Annotated in this window: 16 protein-coding genes; 8 read left to right on the plus strand and 8 right to left on the minus strand. The window is 74.8% G+C overall.

Annotated features, from left to right (window positions below; translation table 11 throughout):
• Positions 1–85: 85 nt before the first annotated feature.
• A complete protein-coding gene (locus O2V63_RS15085; RefSeq protein ID WP_269168376.1) occupies positions 86–3463 on the plus strand; it encodes a pyruvate carboxylase in 3378 nt (1125 codons plus the stop codon).
• Here the strand turns inward: O2V63_RS15085 and O2V63_RS15090 are convergent.
• Positions 3460–4224 (minus strand): SDR family NAD(P)-dependent oxidoreductase, encoded by a 765-nt coding sequence (locus tag O2V63_RS15090; protein ID WP_269168377.1) that lies wholly within the window; start codon positions 4222–4224, stop codon positions 3460–3462. The two genes, O2V63_RS15085 and O2V63_RS15090, sit on opposite strands and share 4 nt — an antisense overlap.
• Positions 4225–4327: 103 nt before the next feature.
• Between O2V63_RS15090 and nhaA the strand changes: the two genes are divergently transcribed.
• Positions 4328–6985 carry a Na+/H+ antiporter NhaA gene (gene nhaA, locus O2V63_RS15095; RefSeq protein WP_269168378.1) on the plus strand — a complete coding sequence of 886 codons (2658 nt, stop codon included), beginning with the start codon at positions 4328–4330 and terminating at the stop codon, positions 6983–6985.
• Complete coding sequence (locus tag O2V63_RS15100; protein WP_269168379.1) at positions 6982–7971, plus strand: DUF2332 domain-containing protein; 990 nt, start codon at positions 6982–6984, stop codon at positions 7969–7971. The genes nhaA and O2V63_RS15100 overlap by 4 nt, the downstream gene beginning before the upstream one ends.
• A 15-nt stretch (positions 7972–7986) precedes the next feature.
• Here the strand turns inward: O2V63_RS15100 and O2V63_RS15105 are convergent, their stop codons facing one another.
• Positions 7987–8442, minus strand: coding sequence for a MarR family winged helix-turn-helix transcriptional regulator (locus tag O2V63_RS15105; RefSeq protein WP_269168380.1), 456 nt, complete (start codon positions 8440–8442; stop codon positions 7987–7989).
• A gap of 124 nt (positions 8443–8566) precedes the next feature.
• Here O2V63_RS15105 and O2V63_RS15110 point away from each other — a divergent pair, with 124 nt between their 5' ends.
• Positions 8567–9079: a hypothetical protein gene (locus tag O2V63_RS15110; RefSeq protein WP_269168381.1), complete on the plus strand. Its 513-nt coding sequence runs from the start codon at positions 8567–8569 to the stop codon at positions 9077–9079.
• 1 nt (position 9080) lies between these two features.
• Entirely contained in the window at positions 9081–9362 is a 282-nt protein-coding gene (locus O2V63_RS15115; RefSeq protein WP_269168382.1) for a hypothetical protein, read from the plus strand.
• A gap of 20 nt (positions 9363–9382) precedes the next feature.
• Here the strand turns inward: O2V63_RS15115 and O2V63_RS15120 are convergent, their stop codons facing one another.
• From O2V63_RS15120 to O2V63_RS15135, 4 genes are all read right to left on the minus strand, one after another.
• Positions 9383–10357, minus strand: coding sequence for a methyl-accepting chemotaxis protein (locus tag O2V63_RS15120; RefSeq protein WP_269168383.1), 975 nt, complete (start codon positions 10355–10357; stop codon positions 9383–9385).
• A complete protein-coding gene (locus O2V63_RS15125; protein WP_269168384.1) occupies positions 10354–10938 on the minus strand; it encodes a PAS domain-containing protein in 585 nt (194 codons plus the stop codon). The genes O2V63_RS15120 and O2V63_RS15125 overlap by 4 nt, the downstream gene beginning before the upstream one ends.
• Positions 10939–11015: 77 nt before the next feature.
• Positions 11016–12278, minus strand: a complete 1263-nt coding sequence (locus O2V63_RS15130; RefSeq protein ID WP_269168385.1) for a glutathionylspermidine synthase family protein — start codon at positions 12276–12278, stop codon at positions 11016–11018.
• Positions 12275–12703, minus strand: a complete 429-nt coding sequence (locus O2V63_RS15135) for a hypothetical protein (RefSeq protein ID WP_156119136.1) — start codon at positions 12701–12703, stop codon at positions 12275–12277. Before O2V63_RS15135 ends, O2V63_RS15130 begins: the two co-directional genes overlap by 4 nt.
• Positions 12704–12856: 153 nt before the next feature.
• Between O2V63_RS15135 and O2V63_RS15140 the strand changes: the two genes are divergently transcribed.
• The 3 genes from O2V63_RS15140 to O2V63_RS15150 all read left to right on the plus strand — a co-directional run bounded on the left by O2V63_RS15140 (position 12857) and on the right by O2V63_RS15150 (position 15221).
• Positions 12857–13645, plus strand: coding sequence for an alpha/beta fold hydrolase (locus O2V63_RS15140; protein ID WP_269168386.1), 789 nt, complete (start codon positions 12857–12859; stop codon positions 13643–13645).
• 70 nt (positions 13646–13715) lie between these two features.
• Complete coding sequence (locus O2V63_RS15145; RefSeq protein ID WP_269168387.1) at positions 13716–14117, plus strand: VOC family protein; 402 nt, start codon at positions 13716–13718, stop codon at positions 14115–14117.
• A 147-nt stretch (positions 14118–14264) separates the two neighbouring features.
• Positions 14265–15221 carry an EamA family transporter gene (locus tag O2V63_RS15150; RefSeq protein WP_269168388.1) on the plus strand — a complete coding sequence of 319 codons (957 nt, stop codon included), beginning with the start codon at positions 14265–14267 and terminating at the stop codon, positions 15219–15221.
• 4 nt (positions 15222–15225) lie between these two features.
• On the opposite strand, the gene O2V63_RS15155 is transcribed toward O2V63_RS15150, so the two are convergent.
• Together O2V63_RS15155 and O2V63_RS15160 are read right to left on the minus strand one after the other, a co-directional pair.
• Complete coding sequence (locus O2V63_RS15155) at positions 15226–15678, minus strand: nuclear transport factor 2 family protein (RefSeq protein WP_269168389.1); 453 nt, start codon at positions 15676–15678, stop codon at positions 15226–15228.
• A 26-nt stretch (positions 15679–15704) separates the two neighbouring features.
• On the minus strand, positions 15705–16103 hold the full coding sequence (locus O2V63_RS15160) for a DUF2237 family protein (RefSeq protein WP_269168390.1): 399 nt from the start codon (positions 16101–16103) through the stop codon (positions 15705–15707).
• Positions 16104–16117 lie beyond the last annotated feature (14 nt).

A 16117-nucleotide genomic window follows, 5' to 3' on the forward strand; every position in this document is an offset into this window, starting at 1 on the left:
CGGCACGCCTGTTGCGCGCAACAGAACAGACGGGCAGCTGGGCGCGCCGCTAGCGTCGGCCCCCACCGACCCGAGAGGGGCACCCGTGTTCGACAAGGTCCTGGTCGCCAACCGCGGCGAGATCGCCGTGCGCGCCTTCCGCGCCGCCTACGAGCTGGGCGCCGGGACGGTCGCCGTCTTCCCCCACGAGGACCGGAACTCCGTCCACCGGCTGAAGGCCGACGAGAGCTACGAGATCGGCGAGCCCGGCCACCCGGTGCGGGCCTACCTCGACGTCGCCGAGATCGTCCGGGCCGCCCAGCGCGCCGGCGCCGACGCCGTCTACCCCGGCTACGGCTTCCTGTCGGAGAACCCCGACCTGGCCGAGGCCTGCGCGCGGGCCGGGATCACCTTCGTCGGCCCGAGCGCCGCCGTCCTGGAGCTGACCGGGGACAAGTCCCGGGCGATCGCCGCGGCCCGTGAGGCCGGCCTCCCCGTGCTGCAGGGCACCGAGCCCAGCGACGACGTCGACGAGCTGCTGGCCGCCGCGGACGCGATCGAGGGCCCGGTCTTCGTCAAGGCCGTCGCCGGCGGCGGCGGGCGCGGCATGCGCCGGGTCGAGCAGCGCGACCAGCTGCGCAGTGCCATCGAGGCGGCGATGCGGGAGGCGGAGTCGGCGTTCGGGGACGCGACCGTCTTCCTGGAACAGGCGGTGATCGACCCCCGGCACATCGAGGTGCAGATCCTGGCCGACGGGCAGGGGGACGTCATCCACCTTTACGAGCGCGACTGCTCGGTGCAGCGCCGGCACCAGAAGGTCATCGAGATCGCCCCGGCGCCGAACCTGGACCCGGCCCTGCGTGAGCGGATCTGCGCCGACGCCGTCGCCTTCGCCCGGCAGATCGGGTACAGCTGCGCGGGCACGGTGGAGTTCCTGGTCGACCGCGAGGGCCGGCACGTCTTCATCGAGATGAACCCGCGGATCCAGGTCGAGCACACGGTCACCGAGGAGGTCACCGACGTCGACCTGGTGGGCAGCCAGCTGCGGATCGCGGCGGGGGAGACGCTCGCGGACCTGGGGCTGACCCAGGAGTCGATCGTGCTGCGCGGGGCGGCGCTGCAGACCCGGATCACCACCGAGGACCCGGCCAACGGCTTCCGCCCGGACACCGGCCGGATCACCGCCTACCGCTCGCCCGGCGGCGCCGGCGTGCGGCTGGACGGCGCCGCCACCCTGGGCGCCGAGGTGGGCGCGCACTTCGACTCGATGCTGGTCAAGCTCACCTGCCGCGGCCGCACCTGGGACATCGCGGTGGCCCGGGCCCGCCGCGCCGTGGCCGAGTTCCGCATCCGGGGGGTGTCGACGAACATCCCGTTCCTGCAGGCGGTGCTGGACGACCCGGACTTCCGGGCCGGCCGGGTGACGACGTCGTTCATCGAGGAGCGGCCCGAGCTGCTCACCGCCCGCAGCTCCGCCGACCGCGGCACCAAGATGCTCACCTACCTGGCCGACGTCACGGTCAACGCCCCGCACGGTGAGCGCCCGCACCTGGTCGACCCGGTCGAGAAACTCCCGCGGTTGGACCTGGCGCTGCACCCGCTGGACGGCTCCCGCGACCGGCTGCGCGAGCTGGGGCCCGAGCGGTTCGCCGCCGACCTGCGCGCGCAGAAGGCCCTCGCGGTCACCGACACCACCTTCCGGGACGCGCACCAGTCGCTGCTGGCCACCCGGGTGCGCACCAAGGACCTGCTGGCCGTGGCCGGGCACGTGGCGCGGGCGACCCCGCAGCTGCTGTCGATCGAGGCCTGGGGCGGGGCGACCTACGACGTCGCGCTGCGGTTCCTGCACGAGGACCCGTGGGAGCGGCTGGCCGCACTGCGCGAGGCGGTGCCGAACATCTGCCTGCAGATGCTGCTGCGCGGCCGCAACACCGTCGGCTACACCCCCTACCCGGAGCAGGTGACGACGACGTTCGTCGCCGAGGCCGCGCGCACCGGCATCGACGTCTTCCGGGTGTTCGACGCGCTCAACGACGTCAGCCAGATGCGCCCGGCGATCGACGCCGTCCGGGAGACCGGGACGGCGGTCGCCGAGGTCGCGCTCTGCTACACCGCCGACCTCTCCGACCCCGCCGAGACGCTGTACGACCTCTCCTACTACCTCCGGCTGGCCGAGCAGATCGTCGAGGCCGGGGCGCACGTGCTGGCGATCAAGGACATGGCCGGGCTGCTCCGCCCGCCGGCGGCGGCCACCCTGGTCACCGCGCTGCGCGAGCGGTTCGACCTGCCGGTGCACCTGCACACCCACGACACCCCCGGCGGGCAGCTGGCCACCCTGATGGCGGCCTGGCAGGCCGGGGTCGACGCGGTGGACGGCGCCAGCGCGGCACTGGCCGGGACGACGTCCCAGCCGGCGCTGAGCAGCATCGTCGCCGCCACCGACCACACCGAGCGGTCGACCGGCCTGGACCTGACGCGCGTCAACGACCTGGAGCCCTACTGGGAGTCGGTCCGCCGGGTCTACGCGCCCTTCGAGTCCGGGCTGCCGGCGCCGACCGGGCGGGTCTACACCCACGAGATCCCCGGCGGGCAGCTGTCCAACCTGCGCCAGCAGGCGATCGCCCTGGGGCTGGGGCAGCGGTTCGAGGAGGTCGAGGCGATGTACGCCGCGGCCGACCGGCTGCTCGGCCGGCTGGTCAAGGTCACGCCGTCGTCGAAGGTGGTCGGTGACCTGGCGCTGCAGCTGGTCGGTGCGGGGGTGGACGTCGAGGAGTTCGCCGCCGACCCGGGGCGCTTCGACCTGCCCGACTCGGTGGTCGCGTTCCTGCGCGGCGAGCTGGGCGACCCGCCCGGTGGCTGGCCGGAGCCGTTCCGCACCAAGGCGCTGCAGGGACGGCGCCCCGCCGAGCCACCGGCCGAGCTCTCGGACGAGGACCTGGCAGGTCTGGCGGAGGCGCCGCGGCCGACGCTGAACCGGCTGCTGTTCCCCGGCCCGACCAAGGAGCTCCAGGAGCACCGGGAGGCCTACGGGGACACCTCGGTGCTGCCGAGCAAGGAGTTCCTCTACGGCCTGCGCCAGGGGGTCGAGCACTCGGTCGACCTGGAGCCCGGCGTGCGGCTGCTCATCGCGATCGAGGCGATCTCCGACGCCGACGAGCGGGGGATGCGCACGGTGATGTGCACGCTCAACGGCCAGCTCCGGCCGGTCTCGGTGCGGGACCGGTCCGTCACGTCCGACGTCCAGCCCACCGAGAAGGCCGACCGCAGCGACCCCGGGCAGGTGGCCGCACCGTTCGCCGGGGTGGTCAGCCTGTCCGTCGCCGAGGGCGACATGGTGGAGGCGGGCGCGCAGCTGGCCACCATCGAGGCGATGAAGATGGAGGCCGCGATCACCGCGCCACGGGCCGGCACGGTCTCCCGGGTGGCGATCAGCGCCGTCCAGCATGTCGAGGGCGGTGACCTGCTCGTCGTCCTGGGCGGCTAGCGGGCGGTCCAGCCGCCGTCCACGGTCAGGGTGTGGCCGGTGACCAGGGAGGCCGCCGGGGAGGCGAGGAACGCGACGGCGGTGGCGACCTCCTCCGGCCGGCCGATCCGGTGCAGTGCGGCGATCCGGTCGACCACGTCGGCACGGAACGCCGGGTCGGACAGCGCCGGCTCGGTGCCCGGCGTCTCGATGAAGGTCGGCGCCACGGCGTTGACCCGGATGCCCAGCTCGCCCCACTCGACGGCCAGGCACCGGGTCAGGTGGATGACGGCGGCCTTCGCGGTGCAGTAGGCGGACTCGCCGGGCAGCGCGACCAGCCCGGCCTGCGAGGCGACGTTGACGATCGCCCCGCCGCCGGCCCGGGCCATGTGCCGGGCGGCGTGCTGGGCGAGGAAGAACGTCGAGCGGGTGTTGCGGGACCAGACGGCGTCGAAGTCCGCCTCGGTCAGCTCCAGCGCCGAGGCCATCACCCCACCGCCGGCGTTGTTGACCAGCACGTCGACCGACCCGAGCTCGTCGACCACCCGGTCGATCGCCGCCCGGCTCTGGGACAGGTCGGTGACGTCCATCGGGACGGCGACCACCCGGCGTCCGAGCGCGGCGATCTCCCCGGCGAGCCCGCCGTCGGCCGCGACGTCCCGGAGGCCCAGGCCGACGTCGGCGCCGGCGGCCGCGAGCTCCAGGGCGACCGCCCGGCCGATGCCCCGCGCCGCCCCGGTGACCACCGCGACCTTGCCCTCGAGAGCTCCGTCGTGCGCCATGTCGGTCCTCCTGGTGGTCCGTGCCGCCGCACGGTCGTCCGGCGGGCAGGACGGGTCGTCCGGCGGATTCCGCGCCGTCACATCCGCAGGGTAGGAACAGCGCGTGACGTCCCCGTCCCGCACCTCGAGCCGCGCCTCCCGGACCGGTCACCTGCTCGCCCAGCTGTCCACCCCGGCCCGCCGGTTCCTGCAGACCGAGGCGTCCAGCGCCGCGCTGCTCGTCGTCGGCACGCTGGCCGCGCTGCTGTGGGCCAACTCCCCGTGGGGCGACTCCTACGAGCGGGTGTGGCACACCGAGCTCAGCCTGGAGCTGGGCTCCATGGCCGTCGCCATGGACCTGCGGCACTGGGTCAACGACGGCCTGATGGTGTTCTTCTTCTTCCTCATCGGCATGGAGGTGCGCCGCGAGCTGTCGATGGGGGAGCTGACCCAGCGCAGCCGGCTCTCGGTGCCGGCGCTCGGTGCGGTCGCCGGGCTGGTGGTGCCCGCGGGGCTCTACCTGGCGATCAACGCCGGTGGCCCCGGCGCGCAGGGCTGGGGCATCCCGATGGCCACCGACACCGCCTTCGTCCTGGGTGCGCTGGCGCTGGTCGGCAGCCGCTGCCCCACCCAGCTCCGGGTCTTCCTGCTCTCGCTGTCGGTCGTCGACGACATCGGCGCGCTCACCGTGATCGCGGTCTTCTACTCCGACGACATCGACCTCATAGCCCTCGGCGTCGCCGCGCTGTGCGTGGTCGCCTTCGGACTGCTCACCCGGCTGAAGGTGTGGCGCGGGCCGGCCTACTTCGCCGTCGGCGTGGTGATGTGGCTGGCGATGCACGCCTCGGGGGTGCACGCCACCATCGGCGGCGTCGTGCTGGGCCTGCTGGTCAGCGCCTACCGGCCGCGCCGGGACGAGGTGGAGTCCGCCGGCACGCTGGCCCGCGCCTTCCGGCAGGCACCCGACGTCGCATTGGCCCGGCGGGCGAAGCTGTCGGTGGAGCGGGCGATCTCGCCGAACGAGCGGATCGGCGCGCTGCTGGTGCCGTGGAGCGGGTACGTCGTCGTCCCGGTGTTCGCGCTGGCCAACGCCGGGGTGCAGTTCAACACCGAGCTGCTGGACCGGGCGCTCACCTCCCCGATCACGATCGGCGTCTTCGTGGGCCTGGTCGTCGGCAAGTTCGTCGGCATCGGGCTGGCGTCCACGCTCGCCGTCCGGTTCGGGATGGGCTCGCTGCCGCCCGGGGTGTCGCTGGCCAGCGTGTGGGGCGGGGCGGCGCTGTCCGGCCTGGGCTTCACCGTGTCGCTGTTCGTCGCCGACCTGGCCTTCGACGACGCGGTGCTGCGCGAGGAGGCGATGGTCGGCGTCCTCGCCGCGGGCGTCGTCGCCGCCGCGCTGGGCGCGGTCTGGTTCTGGGCGCTGGGACGACGGTCGCCCCAGGTGGCCAGCGCCGGGCCCCGGCAGCTGGACCCGCCGGTCGACCCGGAGGTCGACCACCTCCGCGGCCCGGTCGACGCGCCGCTGACCCTGGTCGAGTACGGCGACGTCGAGTGCCCGTTCTGCGGCCGGGCGAGCGGGGTGGTCGAGGAGCTGCGCCGCCGGTTCGGTGACGACCTGCGCTACGTCTTCCGGCACCTGCCGCTGCCCGACGTGCACCCGCACGCCGAGCTCGCCGCCGAGGCCACCGAGGCCGCCGGCGCCCAGGGCGCCTTCTGGGCGATGCACGACCGGCTGTTCGCCCACCAGGACGAGCTCGAGGCCGACCAGCTGCTCGACCACGCCGCCGCGCTCGGGCTGGACCTCGGTCGCTTCGCCGAGGAGCTGGGCAGCGGCACGCACGCGGCCCGGGTCCGCGCCGACGTCGCCGGCGCGGAGGCCAGCGGGGTGCAGGGCACCCCGACGTTCTTCGTCAACGGCGTCGGGCACGACGGCCCGACCACCACCGAGGCGCTGGCCGCCGCACTGGTCGCCTCCGACCCGCGGGGGCCCGGTCACGGCAGCCTGCTGCCGGCGGCCGAGCTGGTCACCCCGGCGCGGTCGTCGGTCGCCCTCTCCCCGGCCGCCCAGCTGCCCGCGATCGACGTGCTGCCGGGCGAGCGCCTCGCCGAGACGCCGGAGGACGGTGCCTCGCCACGGCTGTCCGACGGGCACACCGCCGTGCTGCGGCGGGTGGGGCGCCGGCTGAGCACCACCCGCGGGCAGGTGCTGCTGCGGTCGGGGCAGGCGGAGTTCGACTTCTTCGTCGTCCTCGCCGGCACCGTCGCGGTGGTCGAGGGGCCGCTGGACGGCGGGCCGGACGGCGGCAAGCGGGTGGTGGCGGTGCACGGCCCGGGCCGGTTCCTGGGCGGGCTGAACATGCTGGCCGGGCAGCGGCCGGTGCGCTCGCTGGTGGCCGCCGAGGACGGCGAGGTGCTGGTGCTCAGCCTGGAGCAGCTGCGCGCCGTCTTCACCCGAGACCGGGGGCTGGCCGACGTCATCACCCGGTCGTTCCTGCTGCGCCGGGCGATGCTCATCGGGCAGGCGAGCGGGCTGCGGGTGGTCGGCGACCGGCGCTGGCCGGCCAGCACCGAGCTGCGGGCCCAGCTGGCCGAGGACGGGGTACCGCACACCTGGCTGGACCCGGCCGAGGACGACGCCGCCGCCCGGCTGCTCACCGAGCTCGGGGTCGAGGAGGCGGACGCGCCGGTGGTGCTCACCCCCGACGGCCGGGTGCTGGTGGAGCCGACCCGCGACGACCTGGCCCGCTTCGCCACCGCCCCGCGCGACCTGACCACCACATGAGGTCCCTCGACGAGGAGCTCACCGACCTGGCCGACCACTACCGGTGGTTCGCCCAGGTGGAGGCCGCGCCGGTCTCCCCGCGGTACGCCCAGCTCGCTGCCGCGGTCGCCGAGGTGCTGGCCTTCCTGGGCACCCTGCCGCGGCCCAAGCGGCAGGCCAACCTGCTGCTCGGCGCGCTGCAGTACCTGCACGGCGGCCCGCCGGCCGACGGCGCGCAGCTGCACGAGCGGGTCACCGGCGACGCCGACCGGCTGCGGGCGACGATGCTGGCCCGGGCGACGCAGACCAACGAGGCCGCCCGCTGCGCGGCCCTGCTGCCGGTGCTGGCCGGCCTGCCGGGCCCGCTGGCGCTGATCGAGGTGGGCGCGTCGGCCGGGCTGTGCCTGTACCCCGACCGGTACGGCTACGCGTACGACGACGTCCGGGTCGGGCCCGCCTCGAGCCCGGTGCAGCTGCGGTGTGCGGTGACCGGGCGCGTGCCGGTGCCGACGGAGGTGCCGCAGGTGGTCCGTCGGGCCGGCATCGACCTCAACCCGCTCGACCCAGCCGACCCCGCCGACGTCGCCTGGCTGCAGGCGCTGATCTGGCCGGGCATGGAGGAACGCCGCGACCGGCTCACCGCCGCGGCCGCGATCGCCGCCCGGGAACCGGCCGAGATCCGGCGGGGCGACCTGGTCGAGCAGCTGCCCGGGCTGGTCGCGGCGATGCCGACGGAGGCCACCGTCGTCGTCTTCCACACCGCGGTGCTGGCCTACCTGCCGGCGCCGGCGAAGGAGGCGTTCGCCGAGCTGGTCACCGGGCTGCCGGTGCGCTGGGTCTCCCAGGAGGGGGTGGGCGTGCTGCCCGCCGTCCGGGAGCGGCTGCCCGCGCCGCCGGCCGACGACGAGGCCCGCTTCCTGCTGGCCCTGGACGGCGAGCCGCTGGCGTACACCGCCGCCCACGGCGGCCGGATCGACTGGCTGCCCGCCGCGGCCGCCCTCGGCTGAGGTCCCCGAGGCGGGTCAGGAGGCCGGCGGAGGACGGCGGGAGAGCTCCATCGTCAGCCGGAACAGGTCGCCGTCCGGCGGGAGCGCGGCCAGCGAGCGCAGCTCGGCGTCCACGGCGGTGATCGCCTCCTGCCCCGCCGCCAGCAGTCGGCGGCCCTGGTCGGTCACCTCCAGCAGCGCCCGCTTCCCTCGGCCCGGCCCCGCCGGGGCGACCGCCCCGGCCTCGATGAGCGCGGCGACCGTGGCGTGCATGCTCTGCGGCGTCACCCGGGCCCGGCGGGCGAGCTCCGTGTAGGACAGCCCGGGCTGCCGGGCCAGGTGGCCCAGCGCGCCCATCAGCCGCAGCGACAGGCCGCTGGACTCCAGCGCCGCACCCAGCCGTGACTCGGCCTCCCGGCCCAGGGCGACGAGGAGCACGGCCGGGCTGGCCGCCGGCGGTTCCCCGGCACCCGGCGCGGTCGGGTCGGTCACGTGGGTCTCCCTCGGTCCACCGCCCGGACGGCGGAGCGCCCATCCTCGCAGCCTCCGGCACCGCAGACCGTCCTGACTTTCAGCCAGGCTGATACTGTCCTCGACGACCGAGAGGAGCAGTGCGATGGCGGGGTTCCTGCTGAGCGTCCACGTGGTGGCCGCGATCGTGTTCGTGGGGTCGGTGACCGTGGCGGTGAGCCTGTTCCCCCGCTACGCCCGGCTCGCGCTGGAGGAGGAGACCGCGGCCCCGGCGCTCCCGGCGGTGCACCTGCTGCACCGGATCAGCCGGGTGTACGCGGTGCTGGCGCTCGCCGTCCCGGTCTTCGGGATCGCGGTGGGGTCGGCCCTCGGGGTGCTCGGCGAGCCCTGGGTGCTGGTCTCCATGGCGCTCACCCTCGCTGCGGGGCTGCTGCTGGGTGGCGTCGTCCTGCCCCGGCAGCGACAGCTGCTCCAGCTGGCCGAGGGCGGCCCGGCGCCGACGTCCGCCGCGGCTGCACTGGTCGCGCCGACGACCCGGCAGGCGGACGCCGCCGTCCTGGTGCGCCGGCTGGCCATGGCCTCCGGCACCTTCAACCTGCTCTGGGCGGTGGTCGTGGTGCTGATGATCCTGCGCCCCGGGTCGACCACGGGGGTCTGAGGTGCAGACCCGCTGGCTGACCGTCGCCGCGGCGGTCGAGACGGCGTCCCTGGTCCTCCTGCTGACCAACCTGGCGACGGTGCACCTGCCGGCGGTCGCCTCCGCGCTGGGCCCGGTGCACGGCTTCTGCTACCTGGTCGTGATCGTGCTGGCCTGGCAGCTGCCGGTGCCGACCCGGGTGCGGCTGCGCGCCCTGGTGCCGGCGATCGGCGGCCTGCTGGTGCTGCGGCTGTGGCACCGGGCGGCGAGCCGGCCCGCCTCGCCGCCCCCGCGCACGAGCTGACTCCGGGCAAGGGGTGGAGGTCAGCCGCGCATCTCGCCGAGGAAGCCGGTCATCTGCGACCGCAACTGCTCCGCCAGTTGGGAGAGGCCGGGGGAGGCGCCGCCGTCCTGGCCCAGTGCGGGTGAGCCGTCCACGGCCGTGGTGATGCCGTCGACCAGTCCGGTCATGTCCGCGACCGTCGTCCCGACGTTGCTCATCACCTCGGCGACGTCGTCGCAGGCCGCGCGCACCGACTCCACCTGTGCGGTGACCCGCTCCGTGGCACTGGCGGTCTGGTCGGCGAGGTCCTTGACCTCGGAGGCGACGACGGCGAAGCCCTTGCCCGCCTCGCCGGCGCGGGCCGCCTCGATGGTGGCGTTGAGCGCCAGCAACCGGGTCTGCGCGGCGACGGCGTCGATCAGCGCGATCACCTGCTGGATCTCGGTGGAGGAGGCCTCCAGCGAGGTGATCGTCTCCCCGGCCCGACGCACCTCGGTGCTCGCGGAACCAGCGGCTCCGGTCAGCCCGGCAGCCGAGGCGCTCAGCTCGGTCGAGGCCGTGGCCACCTGCTCGGACATGGCCAGCACGACCGACTCGAACTCGTCGGCCAGCTGGAGGCGGGTGGCCTGCGCCTCGGTGACCCGGCCGGCGGAGGCGCGCATCGCCTCGGCCGCCTGGTTGAGCACGCCGGCGCTGCGGCGGAAGGTGCCGGGCAGCCCGGCGGGCAGCACCCGACGGTGGAACCGGCCGCTCGCGGCGGAGGTCAGGGCGGCCCCGGCCTCCCGGACGAAGGTGTCGGAGACGTCCAGCAGCTGGTTCACCCCGTGCTGCAGCTCCCGCAGCTCGGGTACGTCCGCCGAACCGTCCACCGCACGGCTGCGGGCCTCCAGGTCACCGGCCGCCGCAGCCCGGCAGACCGCGCTCAGCTCGCGGACGAAGGTGCGGTAGACCGCCAGCTCCTCCTCGGCGCCCCGGGGCCCCCCGCCGTTCCGTCGCCTCCTCGGCAGCGCGCTCACCGAGGCCCTCCCTCGCCGATCAGCGACCAGACGAACTCGTCGTAGCTCATCGACCGCTCGGCCAGCAGCGAGCTCAGCAGCGCCGAGGACGCCGCGGTCGCGGCCCGGGCGTTCGGGTGGCGCCGCTCCTCGGTCAGCAGCAGGTCGTAGACCGGGCGCACCCCGGCGATCGCCTGCGGTGCCGGTGCCCGGCGGCTGGAGTGGTAGCCGATCACCGTGCCGCCGGGGTCGAAGGTGGGCGTGACGTTGGCGAGCACCCAGTAGTTGGCGCCGTCGGCGGCCAGGTTGTCCACGTAGGCGAAGACCTCCTGGCCGGCGGCGACGGTGTCCCACAGCAGCGCGAAGACCGCGCGGGGCATGTCGGGGTGCCGGATCAGGTTGTGCGGCTGCCCGAGCACCTCGTCCTCGGCGTACCGGGAGACCCGGAGGAACGACTCGTTCGCGTAGGTGATCACCCCGCGCAGGTCGGTCTTCGACACGATCAGGTCGTCGGGCTCCAGGCGGCGCTCCACGCCGCTCGGCTGCACCGTGCGCCGTCCGTGCCGCGGCTGCGCGCGCTCCGGCAGCGTGTCCGTCCCCACGTTCCTGCGTCCCCCTCGTGCCGGTGCCTCTGTCCAGCTTCGGCGGCGGGGCGCGGGAGTTGAGTGGAGCGCGGGGCTCAGGCCGACCAGGTGGTGTTCGGTGGGCGGCGGAAGTCGATGGTGTGCGGCACGAAGTAGGACAGGTCGTCGGTGATCAGCCCGTCGGACTCCCGGATGCCCAGGCCCGCGGCCTCCCCGTCGACCACCCACGCGCCGAGCACCGGGTGGTGCGGGCCGTCGGGGCCGGCGAAGTCCGGCAGCGCGCACAGCTGCTGCACGACCCAGCCCTCCGCGCCGTACTTCCCGCCGAGCGAGGCCAGCGGCGCGCCGCCGGGGGCGAACAGCTCGACGTTGTTGCCCTCCCGGCCGAACAGCGGCTTGCGGGCGTACCCGGTCCGTTCCAGCTCGGCCGCGCGCGGGTCGTCGGCGAAGTAGGCGGGGAGCAGGTGCTTGGCGATCACCGGGTCGTCGGCGTAGCGCTGCCAGAGCACCGGCAGCAGCCCCTTGTTCGACCACAGCATCTTCCAGATCGGCTCGATCCAGGTGGTGCCGTCGGGGGTCCACAGGTCGGCGATCACCGAGGGGCCGTACGCGTCGTCGAGCAGCCATTCCCAGGGGTAGAGCTTGAAGAGGACGTCGATCCGGTTGCCCTTGGGGTCGTAGAACCGGGCGTCGCCGGTGTCCAGGCCCAGCTCCTCGGTGGTCAGCACCACCGTCTCGTAGCCGGCCCGCTGGACGGTGTCGGCCAGGTAGGCCACCGTCATCCAGTCCTCACCGCTGCGGTCGCCGTTGGTCCAGGCCAGGTGCACCCGGGGACGGCGGCCGTGCTCGCTCTCCCAGCGGGTCAGGTTGCGCCGCCAGGCGTCCACCAGCCGGTCGTCGAGCTGGTTCCACTGGTCGCGGCCCTGGCCGGTCTCCAGGTGCCAGGCCCACTGCACGACCGCGGCCTCGACCAGCGAGGTCGGGGTGTCGGCGTTGAACTCCAGCAGCCGCGGGGCGCCCTCGCCGTCCCACCACAGGTCGAAGCGGCCGTAGACGCTGGGCGGCTCGGAGTCCCAGGTGGCCTTGATGACCTCCCGGGCGTCGTGCGGGATCCGCATCCGGTCCAGCAGCCGCTCGTCGGCCAGCGCCACGTCACCGGCCTCCACGCAGGCGGCGAAGAGCTGGTCGGTGACGTCGGCGAGGTGGTCGATCTCGGCGGAGGTGAAGTCGTAGAAGACGTCCTCGCGCCAGTACGAGCGGGTCTCGCCGCCGGGGACCGTCGTCTTGTTGTAGACCAGCCCCTGGCTCTCGATCTCGGCCTCCCAGCCGAGCCGGGCCGTGCCGTAGAGCCGTCTCACGAGCCGACGCTCCCGCTCCCGACCCGGCCCGAGCCGATGCCGCCGGAGATCCGGGTGCCCGAGGTGACCCGGCCGCTGCCGGGCAGCCCGGCCCGGGACCGCGCCGTGGTGTCGGCGGGGTTCACCCGGGTCGCCGCGCCGGTGTACTGCTGCGGGATGGTCTGGCCGACCGCGTACCGGTTGCCGCCGAAGCCGCCCAGCAGGAAGAAGTAGGGCACCCCGCCGATGAAGCCGCCGTTGCGCTCGGCCTCCTCGCACTGCTCCTCGTCGACGACCTGGTCCTGCTCGTCGACGCAGTAGACCCGCTCGGCCTCCTGCTCGTCCTCACCTGCGACGCCACAGGCGGACAGGAAGCCCATCGCCGCCCCGGTCAGGCTGACCGTGCCGATCGCCGCCCGCACCCGGTTGCTCCTCGACGTGCTCACCGTCCGCGCTCCTCACCTGGGCGTCCACCGTGTCCCCGGACCGCACATGCTGTCGGACCCGGCGTCCTGCCGTGCACCCGCCCCCTCGCATCATCCCCAGTTCCGGCCGCGGGTGGCGGGTGCCGCGACGTGGCGGGGGGTAAGCGGGCGGGCATGGACCTCGCAACGCACCGGACCGGCTCCGGCGACCCCCTCGTCCTCGTGCACGGCCTGGGCGGTTCCTGGCGCTCCTGGGACCCGGTGCTCCCCGGCCTGGCCGCGGCGCGGGAGGTGGTGGCCGTGGACCTGCCCGGTTTCGCCGGCGACACCCCACCGCTGGCCGACCCCGGCTTCGGCTCGCTCACCGACGCGGTGGCCGACTGGCTGCGGGCCGAGGGGCTGGCCGACGCCCCGCTGGTCGGCAGCTCGCTGGGCGCCCGGATGGTCCTGGAGCTGTCCCGGCGGGGGCTGGGCGGGGACGCCGTGGCCCTCGACCCCGGCGGGTTCTGGACCGACCGGGAGGCCGCGGTGTTCCTGGCCAGCCTGCGCGCCTCGATCGCGCTGGTCCGCCGGATCCGGCCGGCGCTCCCCACCGTGCTGGGCAACCCGGCCGGGCGGACGGCGCTGCTGGCCCAGTTCTCCGCCCGCCCGTGGGCGCTGGACGGCGAGGTGGTCACCCGTGAGCTCACCGGGTACGCGGACTCGCCGTCCTTCGACGCCGTCCTCACCGACCTCGCCCGCGGGCCCCGACAGCAGGGCGCCCCGGCCGGGTCGCTGCCCGGCCGGCTGACCATCGGGTGGGGACGGCGGGACCGGGTGACCCTGGCCCGCCAGGCCGCGCGGGCGCTGGAGGCCTTCCCCGACGCCGAGCTGCACTGGTTCGACGGGTCCGGTCACTTCCCGATGTGGGACGTGCCCGCGGAGACCGTCGCCCTGGTGCTCGCCGCGACCGCCCGCCGATGAGTTCCCCGGGGATGGCCGGTCTGACCCGTGACGGGACCGGACGGTGGTCCCGCGAACCGAGGAGCTCCCCGTGCGCACCATCTTCGTGAACCTGCCGGTCACCGACCTGGAGCGGGCCACGGCCTTCTACGCCGCGCTGGGCTTCCGCAACGACGCCCGGTTCACCGATGACACGGGCGCCGCGATGGTGATCGAGGAGAACATCCTGGTGATGCTGCTGACCCGGGAGAAGTTCGCCGGGTTCGTGTCGGGCGAGGTCGGCGACCCGACGCGGGCCACCTCGGTGCTCCACGCGATCTCCGCGGCCGACCGGGCGGAGTGCGACGACCTGCTCTCCCGGGCGCTGGCCGCCGGCGGCAAGCCCTTCATGCCCGCCCAGGACCACGGCTTCATGTACGGCACCAGCTTCACCGACCCGGACGGCAACGTCTGGGAGGCGGCCTGGATGGACCCCGCCGCCCTCCAGGCCTGACCCGCGCCCTCCAGGCCTGACCTGCGGACGTCGAGTGGCGAGCTGTGCTCCTCTGCCCCGGGGGCGAGGGGTGCACAGGTCGCCACTCGATGGGACGTCGACGAAAAGGTAGGGGGCACGGGCCGGTTCACCCGCTACATTGCCGGTGTGCCCGCCGCCCGCCCCACCGTCGGCTCGCTGCTGACCCTCGCCGCGGCCGGGGTCTTCGCTATCAACGGCACGGTCTCCACGCTGGCGCTGCAGGCGGGGATCCCGCCGACCAACCTGACCGCGCTGCGCTGCACCGGCGCGGCGATCGCCCTGGTCGTGGGCCTGGCGATCGTCTCCCCGCGGCGGCTGCGGCTGCGCCGGCGGGAGGTCCCGCTGATCGCCGTCCTCGGCGTGGTCGGGATCGCGATGACCCAGTTCCTCTTCTACGTCGCCATCGACGGCCGGCTGCCGGTCGGCATCGCGCTGGTGTTCGAGATGACCGCGCCGGTGTTCATCGCCCTGTACGTGTGGCTGGTCCGCCGCGAGCAGGTGCGCAGCCGGCTGTGGCTGGCGCTGGCCCTCTCCCTCGGCGGCCTCGTGCTGGTCGCCGAGGTGTGGGAGGGCGGCGGCTCGCTGGACCCGGTCGGCGTGGCGGTCGCGCTCACCGCCGCGCTCTGCCTGGCCACCTACTACCTGGTCGGCGAGCGCAGCACCGCCGACCGCGACCCGGTGGCGCTGACTGCCTGGAGCTTCGTGGCGGCCGCGGTGTTCTGGGCGATCGCCGCGCCGTGGTGGCGGTTCGACGCCGGCGTCCTCGGCGAGCGGGTCCCGGTCTCCCTCGGCGACGTGCTGCTGCCGGCCTGGGTGCTGGTCGGCTGGATCGCCGTGCTGGGGGCCGCCGTCCCGTTCTGGCTCTCGCTGGCCGCGCTGCGCCACCTGCCGCCGACCACCGCCGGCATCCTGGCCACGGCCGAGCCGGTGCTGGCCTCCATCGTGGCCTGGCTGTGGGTGGAGCAGGTGCTCACGCCCTGGCAGATCGCCGGTGGCGCCGTCGTCCTGGCCGGGATCGTGCTGGCCCAGACGGCCAGGACGGCGGCCGCGCCCGCCCCGGTGCCGGAGACCGTGCCCAGCTGAGGCGTCAGTGCAGCGGGATCTCCGGCTCGTCGGGGGTACGGGGGCCGGTCAGCCGCCGATCGGCCTCGGTGATCGGGACGTCGTTGATGCTGGCCTCCCGCCGCCGCATCAGCCCGTGCGCGTCGAACTCCCAGTTCTCGTTGCCGTAGCTGCGCCACCACTGCCCGTCGGCGTCGTGCCACTCGTACTGGAACCGGACGGCGATCCGGTCGTCGGTGAACGCCCACAGCGACTTGCGCAGCACGTAGTCCTGCTCGCGGGCCCACTTGGCGGTGAGGAAGGCGACGATCTCGGCCCGGCCGGTGACGAAGGTGTCCCGGTTCCGCCACACCGAGTCCTCGGTGTAGGCCAGCGAGACCCGCTCGGGGTCCCGGCTGTTCCAGGCGTCCTCGGCCGCCTGCACCTTCGCGGCGGCGGTCTCGGCGGTGAACGGGGGCAGCGGCGGGCGATCGGTCACCCGCCCATCCTCGCCCGGTCGGCAGCTCAGAGCGAGGAGAGGTCGTCCGGGACGTCGACGGCCTGGGACCGCAGCGCCTCCAGCGGCACCACCTCCAGGGCGCGGGCGTTGGTCGCGGCCAGCACCACCCCGGCCGGGGTGCCCGCCTGGAGCGCCTGGAGCCAGCGGACGGCGACCATGCACCAGCGGTCGCCGGGGCGCAGCCCGGGGAAGTCGTACTCCGGGCGCGGGGTGACCAGGTCGTTGCCCAGCTCGCGCTGCATCTCCAGGAACTCGGCGGAGACCACGGCGCAGACCGTGTGGCTGCCCAGGTCGGCCGGCCCGGTGCGGCAGGAGCCGTCCCGGGTGAAGCCGGTCATCGGGTCGGTGCCGCATGGCTCCAACGGACCGCCCAGCACGTTGCGTTCCTCGCCGGGGGCGCTCATGGGCCGATCATCGC

Source organism: Modestobacter sp. VKM Ac-2977 (assembly GCF_026968045.1).
Lineage (GTDB): Bacteria > Actinomycetota > Actinomycetes > Mycobacteriales > Geodermatophilaceae > Modestobacter.